This window comes from Butyrivibrio sp. (assembly GCF_015056685.1).
Taxonomy (GTDB): Bacteria; Bacillota; Clostridia; order Lachnospirales; family Lachnospiraceae; genus Butyrivibrio.
In genome coordinates, this window is the sequence record NZ_SVFW01000050.1 from 1 (window position 1) to 12,096 (window position 12,096).

Sequence of the window (12,096 nt, forward strand, 5' to 3'; positions counted from 1 at the left end):
TCTTAACGGAAACACCCAATAGTTCGGCAAAATCTTTTGGCTTGTAATTTGTGATATTTGATGTGTTCATAATAACTCACTCCTTCGAGTACATTTAAACACATTTAAACACATTTAATCACATTGGTCAATATCTTAGGTTACTTAACATTTCTCCTGAAAAGATTAAAAAACTCAGGAATGTAGATGTATCTGATCACCCTGTCCCCAGGCATTCTGTATACTTTTGCCATTTCCAAAAGCTGCTTAAATCTGCTGTCCATAAAAAATTCTCCCTGTTCACTGTAGTAAATACAAGAAAATAATCATTATCTCTTTTAAACATATAAATACTACCACAATACAAAGAGAAAGTCGTCAGTGCTTTGCACCGACGACTTTCTGTTTTATCACTTAACTACGCGAATTACTATTTGTTATTTGGACTTTACAATTGGTTCGATCTGGGAAACAAGGTTATCGATGTGCTCGAATACGCTACTCTTTGTGGTTCCAAGCTGATTGACTCTTTCAAGCTGGTTTACGAGAGCATCGTACTTTCTGTTGATATCATCGATATTAGATCCAATGAGGTGAAGCTCATCTGCAGCTACATCAGTAGTATCTGCGATTTCCTGCTGTACAGCATTGGCTCCGTCTGTGCTTTCGATGATCTCATCGAATGTCTCCTTTGTTTCTTCTACACCCTGAAGTGACTTATCCATTGCTGCAATGGAATTTTCCATAAGAACAGATAATTTCTCACTCTCAGTATTTGCATTGTCAATAGAAGCATTTACCTGATCGATCATTACCTTGATCTCATCTGCAAGCTCTCTTACTTCTGTAGCAACTACAGCAAATCCCTTTCCTGCAGCACCTGCTCTTGCAGCCTCAATTGAAGCATTCAGGGCAAGAAGGTTTGTCTGGGATGCAATGCTGATGATCTTTTTCATGTAATCAGAAATCTGATTAACTGATTCCTTAAAGTTTTCAAAGCCCTGAGCCATCTCATCAAAGCTTGCTCTTACTTCATTTGAATTATCCTTAAGCTCTCCAACCTTATCCTGTGCGTTCTGAACACTGTTTAAGATGTTCTGCTTAACATCTTCAAACTTAGAAGCGCTCTGATTAACCTCAGCAAACTTCTCGTTGAAGTTCTCCATCCTGTCTCTTAATTTGGTGTTGCTGTCAATTACATCATCAACAGCCTCGCCCATGTCATGAATCTCAGTAAGAGAATTCACTTCATTCTGAACAAGATCTTTTTGGAAGCTTTTAATGGAATCTGCGATGTAGATCAAAGAATCCATCTTTTCTTCCAATGCTTTTTTCTCTTCAGCATCTTTATTTACATTCTCGGTTACTGTCTCATTTTTCTTTTTACCAAACATTTCAAACATATTTATCTCCCTTATTCGAATACCACACATGTCATGGTCTGATTAACAAACTGCGTGTTATAATGTTCGCCAAATCCTACAAGTCCACATGAGGTTCCAAGGGTTCCTATCTTGTTAAGGTATGTAGAAAGGCCTCCTCTCTCCTCAAATACAAGATATCTGAATATGCAATTTACTGAAAAGATTGCTGATACATGATTGAAATCATTCTTGATCTTATTTATGGTTGCCTGAGCAACTTCAGAAGGATCACGCATCTCAAGAATTGTGAGGATATCCGAGTCGTTGATCTGTCTGTACAGAATAAGACCATTTCCTGATACGTCCTTTAATGAAACGATACAAACGTCATCACCGACCATTTTTCCAAAAGGATTTTTGAAGGTCTGGTTTACAACGTCGTTCTCAGGAGCTCCTGTAAGCTCGATATATACCTGCTTTGCAGGGCGTCCGTTTAATTCTCCAAGATAATATTTGCTCTTATCTGTCTTAGATGCGATAAGCTGAGTATTATCTCGTGGAGCGTAAATGTTTTCCTTATATGTTTTTACCTTGCCGCCGTTATTCTTAATTACTGCGTATACCATGGCATCTTCATATACTTTGCCATTAACTGATACCTTTCCGGCATCTCCTGTAGCTCCCATGATCTGGAGGTTGTATTTCTCTACAAGAGTTGAAAGAGTTGTTAGAACTGCAGCATCATTGGCAGCACAGAAATCGATGATTGCTGTGTTGTCTTTTCCGGGTCTTACCGATTCAACATCCTCGGTAATTCTCTTGATATACCTTGCAGGCGCCTTAGAAACATTTTCAAGAACGCCTGTACTGACTGTAACTCCATCTGTAAAGGCTGTGATCGAAACGCCATTTTCCACAACAGTTGTATCATATCCCATGGCAATACAGCCAATACTTGGAACACCTGGATATAGTTTCTCAAGTGTTTCAACATTTGCTTCAAACTTATCAGCATTACTCATCATGATGATCAGCTTTGGTGAAACAAGCCCATGTACTGCTTCTGATACGCTACCTTGAGCGTTTTTTCCATAAAAGGTCTTCATAGAACATCTCCTTTGAAAGTATTTAAAAGGCATCATAAACATTGTACCATCAATATGAAAAAAAACGTCCACTTAAATACTGTTTTTCGATTAAAATTATATTAAAATTTAATAAACCCCCTATGTTTCCATAGGGGGCTATTATCATATTCTCATGGCAACTTCATAAGCTCTCCATATTACGCTTCTAAGATTACCTATCTGTTTACAGTCACCAATAAAATCAATATTGCTGGTTCTATCACTGTCCTTAATGAGAGGATTAGGAATATAACCCGCAGAGCTGATAACACTATCACACTCTATTTCAAATTCTTTACCTTCTTTGTCCTTTACAAGGATATTGCCATCCCTGACTTCTTTAAGTGAAGTTTCAAGGTAAACCGGAACTTTGTGAAGAGCAAACCATTCTCTGAGGTATGAGCTGTTTGCAAGGCATACTCCCGGTTGTGAAACAAGGTCATCCTTCATTTCTACAATAACAGGCTTTTTGCCCTTAAGTGCAAGCTCATATGCGATCTCGCATCCTGTAAGTCCACCGCCTATTACAGCTACTGTCTCTCCGACCTCTGTACCGGTAAGAAACTCGCAGGCTTCCACCATTTTTTCATGTCCCGGAACGTTTCTCAACACCCTTGCCTTGGAACCTGTGGCGATCAGGATATCGCTTTTGCCGAATTTCTTAAGGTCAGTTATCTCTTCATTCAAATGAACTTCTATTCCAAGCTCATCCATTTTTCGAAGATACCACGCCAAAAGATCTCTGAGTTTTCCCTTATATGACTCAGCGCTTGCAGCAATAAATGTTCCGCCAAGTCTGTCCGCCTTTTCATAAATTACAGGCTCATGACCTCTGAGTTTAAGGACTCTTGCAGCTTCCATTCCGCCAATGCCACCGCCGATGATATAAACCTTCTTTGGGTGCTTGGTAGGTTTGATGTGATGTTTGTCCTTCTGCATAGTTTCGGCATTTACAGCGCATCTTGCAAGATGAAGAGAATCAGATAATTTCTGATCATTTGGCACGCCCTTATAGTGGCACATATTAAAGCAGCCATTATGACAAAGAATACATGGTCTTATATCCTCTTCTTTTCCTGCCATAAGTTTGGTAACCCATTCAGGATCAGCAAGGAATGGTCTTGCAAAACCGGCTCCATCGAGCTTGCCTTCATTTATTGAATCTGCAGCAACTCTTGGGTCAAGTCTTCCGGCACAGACAACAGGGATATCCACGTACTTTTTAAGATTCTCAACATCTTCCAGGTTACAGTTTTCAGGCATATAGATTGGTGGATGAGCCCAGTACCAGGCATCATACGTACCATTATCGCAGTTGAGCATATCATAGCCGGCATCCTGAAGGTACTTTGCAGCTCTTTTGGACTCTTCAAAATCTCTTCCTGCTTCTACATAATCTTCACCGGGAAGTGCGCCTTCTCTAAAACCTTTTGTCTTGGAGACAACGCTGTAACGCAGAGAAACCGGGAAGTCTTTTCCACAGGTTTTCTTTATTTCTTTTACGATATCCACAGCAAATCTGTATCTGTTCTCAAAACTTCCACCGTATTCGTCAGTTCTTTTATTCACGTAAGGCAAAGTAAACTGATCAAGAAGGTAGCCTTCATGAACAGCATGTACTTCCACGCCATCGACTCCGGCCTCTTTCAAAAGAAGCGCAGTCTTACCAAAGGCTGTGACATACTCCCTGATCTCCTCTACAGTAAGTGCCCTCGAAGGCAGCTTATCAGACCATCTGTTAGGTGAAGCACTTGCAGAGGCTGTTATCTTATCAAGGTCCATAAAGGGCTTTGACAAAACTCTGAGAGCCTTATTATTGTACAAGGTCTCCATCATGGTACTTACGGTAAAAGACCTGCCAAAGCCGGCAGTAAGTTGGACAAAAAGCTTGGCGCCTGTCTCATGAAGCTTTGGCATCCATTCTTTTAGTTCCTGATACATTTTTTTATTGCTGTAGAGCCACTGACCAAACATTGGATTGTAAACAGGCTGACATCCCGGGAGAACAAGTCCCGCATTATTTTTAGCCACTTCAAGTATGAAGTCAGCTCCAGCCTTGTCGAAATGGTTCTTTTCCATCCATCCAAATAAATCAGTTCCACCCATGGAAGTTAAAACAATACGGTTTTTAATCTCCACATTTCCAATCTTCCATTTTGTAAAAAGTGGTTCTAATCTCTTATCCATAGCCTGTAAATCTCCCAAAGTCAATTTATTAAAAAAAGCACTTATTTACTGTTGCCCCAAAATCTTTTTCCTTGTAATTCCAAACAGCATGACCTATCTCATACTTCTCGAAAACACTGTGGATATCAGCAAACCATCTCTTTGCAGACTCCACATCAGCAAGCTCAATAACGCCATACTCACCACAGTAAAGGCATACATTCTCAGCCTTTGCTTTCTCAACAGCAGGAACAAAAATCCTCTCAAAATATGAAGGTCCGATCTCGGTGATCTCTCCTCTGTTGATGGCATCTGCAAGATCAGGTGAAAGCTCTTTGGACTTTTCCCTGTAATCCTCAAGTGAGCCAGGATATTCAACTACGAAGTCCTTAGGCATATTCTCTACCCAGTAAGCTCTCTGATGAGTAAAGATAAATGGCTCGTAGCAGTGGAAATTGTAAACGATCCTGTCATCAATTGGTTTATCAAGGAGAGGTACACTTGTTACGTTGTTGTAGCATACGCCGCCGATGATGATATAAGCAGTAGGCGCATTTTTTCTGATAGTAAGAGCAGCCTCTTTTGCTATCTCATTCCACTCCTTTACAACCTTAGGTGATACGATCTCGTTAAGAAGCTCTAGAGCCAACATATCAGCATCTTTGGCAAATCTCTTTGAGATTGTGTCCCATGTGTTGTAAAAACGCTTCTGAAGCTTCTCATCATAGAAGAAAGCTTCCTTACTCTCTCCCTTATCAAGTGGATCAAAAGAATAACCATATGCCTTATGAAGATCAAGAACCATGTTAAGTCCTGCGCGTCTGCACCACTCAACGCAATTCTCAAGATATTCGTAGCCGCTCTCGATGGGCTCCCCTTGCTCATCTTCGATCACTACATAATCAACAGGAACACGGACATGGTCAAAACCTGCCTCTTTGATCCTTACAATATCCTTTTCTGTGATAAAGCTGTCAAAATGCTCTTTTGTGTCTTCATCGAACTGTGACAGCCAGCCACCAAGATTGGCGCCAAACATAAATCCGTCAAACCTCTTCATACACTACCTCCGTCTATTTGTTTAAGTATTTTAAAGCTTCAGCTCTTCCAAGCTGATATACTCTTTCCAGCTCTTTTTCATCAGTCTCAACAGGACTGATATTAAGGGGCGCAAGCGGTCTTATAACCTCTATCTCACCCTTCTCTTCCTTTTCTCTCACATACCTTTTCTGCTCATTGTACATGAGATATCTCTCTTCCATGGCCTTTATCATATTGGGATACTTTCTGAGCATCCATCTGACTAAAGTCATGTACTTCTGCCTGCCCTTGACATAGTCTTTGGGCTGGGTCTCGATAACTAAGATTTTATCATATCCAAGGCCTTCCATAAACTTAAGAGGAATAGAATCTGATATGCCTCCATCCAGGTAAACTCCTCCGTCTATCTCGACAGGTCTTGAAACCAGCGGCATTGACGCAGAGGCCTGAATCCATATGATATCTTCTTTCCCACCTGTCTCACACTTGTGGTAAACAGGCTTTCCTGTATTTATGTCAGTCGCAACGCAGTAGAACTCCATTGGGTTTTTACTGAAAGTCTCTATGTCCCATTTATCGAGTTTATAGGGAAGTTCGTCGTAGCAAAATGGCACGTTATAGATATCACCTGTAGTTAAAAGAGATCTTATACTGTGATACCTTTTGTCTTTACAGTATTTTTTGTTGTACCTTAAAGCTCTTCCTATCTGCCTAGACTTGATATTGCATCCAAATGTCGCGCCGGCGGACACTCCTACTGCCCCGTCAAAAGAAATACCATTCTCCATAAGGACATCCAATACGCCGCAGGTAAACATACCGCGCATTGCGCCGCCTTCCATAACCAGTGCTGTCTTCATATGATTCTCCAAAGTTTCTTACCCAAATAAGAGCCGTCCCACTAAAGGACAGCTCTTTTAGCTTTCTTATCTATTCTATCACACTTCTATGAATATTTTGCTATAAATTCATCCATAGTAAGGGCTTTGTCAAAATAGTAGCCCTGTAAATAATCACACCCGATATCGGTCATCATTTTAGCCATTCCCTCATTTTCTATTCCCTCCGCAGTAATGGAGAAGCCAAGATTTTTGAAGGTAGAGACCATATTGGGAAGCATCTCATCCGGACACTTTACATATTCCCACACCAGACTCATATCTATTTTTACATTGATAAAAGGGCATCTCCTGAGCCTTGCAATGTTAGAGTAGCCGCTTCCATAATCATCAAGAACAAAATAGAATCCGTTTTCCTGAATAGACTTGATCTGCTTTAGCAAAAGAATATCGTCTACCATGGATTGCTCCGTTACCTCTAAATGTATGTATGAAGAGTTTATTCCTTGCGCAGATACTATTGAAGTCAGTCTCTGACTAAGATCCTGCCTCATAAACTGAATAGGGGAAAGATTAACATTTATCCAGTTAAGACCCATCTTTTCAATGTCATTCTCGGCAATAAATTTACATACCTTGTCAAGGACCTGTTCTCCAAGCTGATTTATGCTGCCATTTTTCTCTGCTATAGGAATAAAAAGTCCAGGGGGAATAAGCTTGCCTTCACTATCCCTGATCCTTGCAAGTGCTTCTGCCCCAACTATCTTATGAGTCTTGGCTTCTACTATGGGCTGAAGAAATGCCTCAACAAGATCGTTATCAATTGCTGCTTCAAGATTTCTTTTTACTACTGTTCCCTTTTCAGTGTCGCGGATTTCTTTTTCACCTAAAGTAACAAAAGACTCACTTCCTGCCCTTGAAAGCTGTGAAAGACTCTCAGTAAGGGCATTAAATACAACATCCGCAGACTGCGCCTTATTTCCGGGATTTATATATACCATACTCACATCGAGATACAGCTCTGCATTATCAGAGATCCATGGGGAATCAAATCTCTCTTCAATGATATGTCTGATTTTTTCACTCTCAAGTTCTAATTCCTCACCTGCAATAAGAGCAAATCGTCCACTGCCGTAATAGAACACCATGACCTTAGGAAAGGTTTCTCTTAGATAGCTCCCGATCATGTAAATACCTTCATTCATCTGCCTTGCGCCGTATATATCTCTTATGTCCCTGTAGTTATGGATGACAAATGACAGTATCCTATAAGGTTTTTTTCCGTTTACCTCTTCAATATAGTCTCTAAGAGCTCTTGAATTAAATACTTTGGAACGTCTCTCCAGGCAGAAATCAGGGTTTTCAAATGAAAGATACAAAATGGTAACTGCTAAAACGCAGAAGGTATTCATCATAAGTATCTGCGGAAGAAACAGTCTGAACAAAGTGCCTAGAAAAAGAATTGCATTGCACCACAAGAGACTTATCTTTTCTCTTCTTTGGATCATATTTTTATTGATTAGGATAATAAGTACAGAAAGCAATATATACATCCAGAATTCAAGATAAAGAACCTCATAATACGGTCCTGAATGATACCCGTCATCACCAATCCAAAAGATATAATGGGTCCACGGACTTGTAAGGGCAAGTAATATGCAGAGCTGAAGAGGGATTCGCTTAAGAAAACCCAAAGCTCCTGTATAATACTCTTCTACTTTTACAACTGACAAGGTAAACAAAAAGAACACGTAGCCTCTAAGATAGAACATGCAAAAGAATAACGCATTAGAAATAGCAACGATTTCCTTTGAGTAGTCCATGTAATACATATCTACCCATGAGGAAATAAGATTAAGAACAATTGTACTCACTTCCACGAGAAGAAGCATGAAAAAAGTATGATTCATTCTGTTGGGAACTCGTGGGAGTAAGAAATAATACCCAACAAAAAGAATCAAAAGCAATAAACTTGGAATTGCATAGCTCAAATCGTACATAAGAACTCTCCCTAAGAGTTATACAATAACATAATCGTTATTAAGTATATTTATTCATATAATCATGATACACCTCTTTTTATACTAATACTATTAAAAAATCCTAACTTCGTGAAAAACTCTTTTAAGTTTCTCAAAAAGTCAGGATCTTTGTATTACTTGAAATATGTTACCAGTCCATATACTATCAAAAACGCTATGATCACAGGAAGAACATACTTAAAATACCAGCTTAGTTTTCTGCTTATCTTAAGTCCTTGACCACAGTTGACCTCATTAAGATAGTTATCAAATCCCCAGCCATATTTAGTCGTACAGAAAATACAGCATATCAGTGCTCCGATTGGAAGCATAAGATTACTCAGTATAAAATCCTCAAGATCCATCACTGTATTTCCTGCCTTAAGAGGCTGAAAATCACTAAGAATATTAAAACCAAGGGCACATGGAACAGAACCTACCGTAATTATTGCCCCTGCAATAAATGCAGCTTTTTTTCTGTTTGTGTTATGTATATCTATAAAAAAGCTTACGTCATTTTCAAATACACCTACCATAGTAGAAAGCGCTGCAAAATACATAAAGAGAAAGAACAAACTCCCCCATACTCTTCCTGCAGGAAGTGAGATAAATACGTTAGGAAGTGTAAGGAATATAAGGCTTGGTCCACTATTTGGTGCAACACCATAGGCAAAACATGCAGGAATAGTGATGAGTCCTGCCACTACCGCAACAAAGGTATCAAGACCTGCTACAAGAATGGCTTCGCCAGCAAGGCTCCTGTCCTTTTCGATATAACTTCCAAAAATCTCCATGCTGCCTATTCCAAGACTAAGAGTAAAAAAGCTCTGGTTAAGTGCAGCATACAAAACTTTTCCAATTCCCACTGCCTTTACATTAGCAATGTTAGGCTTTAAATAAAAAGCTATGCCCTCTTTTGCCGATGGCAGTATAAGTGAATTGATTCCAAGAACGATCATGATACATATAAGAGCTATCATCATAAACTTGGTGATCTTCTCAACACCGTTTTGAAGTCCTGATGAACAAATGACAATCGTGATCACCATAGTAATGACCATGTACAGTATCATAATATACGGACTATTCATCATGTTCTTGTATATATTTTGTACTCCATCAATATCAGCCTTATCAAAAGCTCCTGTTACCATAAGTACAAAATATCTAAGCATCCAACCCGAAACCACTGAATAAAACATAAGCAGAATGTAGTTACCTGCCATTGCCATATATCCGATCAAATGCCATTTACTGCCTTTTCTTTCAAGCATTTTATATGCCGGCATAATACTTTTTCTCGAGGCTCTGCCCATGGAATACTCCATAGTCATGATCGGAACACCTAGGATCAGCAAAAACAGTACATAGAACAAAACAAAGATTCCTCCACCATTTTCACCAACCATGTAAGGAAATCTCCAGACATTCCCAATACCTATAGCACATCCGGCTGATAGCAGAATAAATCCAAGTCTGCTTCCCAAACTTTCACGTTCTTTCATCGCTTTAAACCCCTAAATTATTTTTTACACAGACCTTCATGATACCATACAATGCATTTTAATACCAGCTACTATAGCGAAAAGCGTAAAATGAGAAGACAGAGGGACGGTTCTTTTGACTTATTGCTTACAATAAGTCAAAAGAACCGTCCCTCTGTCTTCCCTCTGTCTCTTTAATGACAATTGTTCCTGATCACTCATCTATCAATAAACGACTATTCCATTCTTGATAACATGCTTAAGTCCGAAATTCTTATCAAGAATAAGCATATCTGCCTGCTTGCCTTCTGAAATGCTGCCAAGTCTGTCCGATACTCCAAGTACTTTGGCTGGATTAAGGGTGGCAGCACCAATTGCTGTTCCAAGAGGAATGTTCATCTTGGTGTGGCAGTTTATCATGCAGTCAAAAAGATTTGTTGCAGAACCTGCTATAGTGTCTGTTCCTTTAAGGGTGCACAAGCTCCCCTTTTTCTCAACATCAAGTCCGCCAAGAGTATAGATGCCATCTTCAAGGCCTGTTGCTCTCATGCTGTCGCTAATGAGCACCATCTTGTCGGCACCAATTTCATTAAAGGCAATTCTCACTGCTGCCGGAGCAATATGGATTCCATCACAGATGATTTCACTGGTGACCTTCTTGCTGTCAAAAGCTGCTCCCACAACTCCGGGAGCTCTATGTGTAAGGCCGGTCATAGCATTATACAGGTGAACCACATGGCTTGCTCCGTGCTCTATGGCATTCATAGCAGTCTCGTAATCTGAATTAGTATGAGCTAGTGATACTATGACCTTGTCCTTGACCGCTTCTATATATTCCGCATAGTCAGGAGATTCTTCCGGAGCAAGTCCTATGATCTTAACAAGACCATCACCTGCTTCTATAAAACGCTCTGCCATAGCTGCATCAGCTTTCTTTATGAATTCCTCATTCTGAGCTCCTTTTTTGACAGGGCTGATAAAGGGTCCCTCCATGTTAAAACCAAGAAGCTCAGCGTAGCGACTGTGATCTTTGCCATCACCATCCCTGAACTCTTTACCGGTTTTTATATCACTTATGAGCTCTTCCTCAGGAAGTGTCATCATTGCAGGGCAAATGGAAGTAATGCCGTTTTTCAGCTCATACTCAGCGATCTTCTTAAAGCCTTCGACAGTGCCATCGCATACGTCCTCGCCCACAGCGCCGTGGAAATGAAGGTCAATAAGCCCCGGGATAACAAAGTAGTCAGAAGCATCAATGATCTCATCTTCACCAGTCACAGCTTTAGGTGATATCCTGCTTATCCTGCCATCACTCACCACTACGTTACAATCTTCAAATTCACTGTTATCTCTATAAACATATCCATTAGCAATGATCATGACATCTTCCTCCCATAAATTCATCACTTAATGCCATCTATAACTCTATATCTGTCACTAATCAATTCATCATCTAATGCCATCTATGACTCTATATCTGCCTGATCAATTCATCACTTAATGTCATCTACAAGTCTGTGTTTTCCATCAATTGATTCATAAACAAAAATCTCGCAGTTCTTTGGACGAGGTCTCCAGATATAACCTCTTTTAATATCCTGAAGATATCCTCTTAAAACTCTGATGATACCGCCATGACAAACCACAAGAACATTCTCATAATCCTTCTTTTCAAGTTCAGACAAAAATGAACTTGTACGTTCTATCATTTCAGGAATTGTCTCAACTCCCTGTGGTGCCGGGAATATTTCAGGTATTCCCCAGTATCCTGTCATAGGAAGGCCAACCTTACCATACACAACACCTTCATATTTACCAAAATTTGCCTCTAAGATCCTCTCATCCTTTATGATCTGATCTTCTGCAATATTTCCTACGATTGAAGCAGTCTCAACTGCTCTGATAAGAGGGCTGCTGTAAACAGCATCGAACTTTATATCCTTAACCTTTTCTCTGGTAGCTCTTGCCTGCTCTTTGCCCTTTTCATTAAGGGGAATATCAAGCCTTCCCTGCATTCTGCTCTCTGCGTTGTAATCAGTCTGTCCATGTCTTGTTACATATATCTTCATAAAAAC

10 protein-coding genes and 1 pseudogene are annotated in these 12,096 nt (G+C 39.9%); all 11 read right to left on the reverse strand.

The features are described 5' to 3' along the window. Positions 1-70, reverse strand: a pseudogene (locus E7303_RS18185) (IS607 family transposase); the annotation flags it as partial. A 70-nt stretch (positions 71-140) separates the two neighbouring features. After that, on the reverse strand, positions 141-263 hold the full coding sequence (locus tag E7303_RS14930) for a hypothetical protein (protein WP_292146204.1): 123 nt from the start codon (positions 261-263) through the stop codon (positions 141-143). A 153-nt stretch (positions 264-416) separates the two neighbouring features. After that, positions 417-1,382 (reverse strand): methyl-accepting chemotaxis protein, encoded by a 966-nt coding sequence (locus E7303_RS14935; protein ID WP_292146205.1) that lies wholly within the window; start codon positions 1,380-1,382, stop codon positions 417-419. A gap of 11 nt (positions 1,383-1,393) precedes the next feature. Continuing rightward, positions 1,394-2,449: an FIST signal transduction protein gene (locus E7303_RS14940; protein WP_292146206.1), complete on the reverse strand. Its 1,056-nt coding sequence runs from the start codon at positions 2,447-2,449 to the stop codon at positions 1,394-1,396. Positions 2,450-2,593: 144 nt separating this feature from the next. Next, positions 2,594-4,657: an oxidoreductase gene (locus E7303_RS14945; RefSeq protein ID WP_292146208.1), complete on the reverse strand. Its 2,064-nt coding sequence runs from the start codon at positions 4,655-4,657 to the stop codon at positions 2,594-2,596. Between the two features lie 28 nt (positions 4,658-4,685). Next, the gene (locus E7303_RS14950) at positions 4,686-5,696 is read right to left on the reverse strand and encodes a glycoside hydrolase family 5 protein (protein WP_292146209.1); all 1,011 of its coding nucleotides are present in this window, start codon (positions 5,694-5,696) and stop codon (positions 4,686-4,688) included. Between the two features lie 13 nt (positions 5,697-5,709). Beyond that, complete coding sequence (locus tag E7303_RS14955; protein ID WP_292146210.1) at positions 5,710-6,537, reverse strand: patatin-like phospholipase family protein; 828 nt, start codon at positions 6,535-6,537, stop codon at positions 5,710-5,712. Positions 6,538-6,623: 86 nt separating this feature from the next. Then, positions 6,624-8,516: an EAL domain-containing protein gene (locus E7303_RS14960; protein ID WP_292146211.1), complete on the reverse strand. Its 1,893-nt coding sequence runs from the start codon at positions 8,514-8,516 to the stop codon at positions 6,624-6,626. Positions 8,517-8,671: 155 nt separating this feature from the next. Next, positions 8,672-10,042, reverse strand: coding sequence for a sodium-dependent transporter (locus tag E7303_RS14965; RefSeq protein WP_292146212.1), 1,371 nt, complete (start codon positions 10,040-10,042; stop codon positions 8,672-8,674). Positions 10,043-10,246: 204 nt separating this feature from the next. Continuing rightward, on the reverse strand, positions 10,247-11,401 hold the full coding sequence (gene nagA / locus E7303_RS14970; RefSeq protein WP_292146213.1) for an N-acetylglucosamine-6-phosphate deacetylase: 1,155 nt from the start codon (positions 11,399-11,401) through the stop codon (positions 10,247-10,249). Positions 11,402-11,514: 113 nt separating this feature from the next. After that, entirely contained in the window at positions 11,515-12,090 is a 576-nt protein-coding gene (locus E7303_RS14975; protein ID WP_022776137.1) for a histidine phosphatase family protein, read from the reverse strand. Between the last annotated feature and the right edge of the window lie 6 nt (positions 12,091-12,096).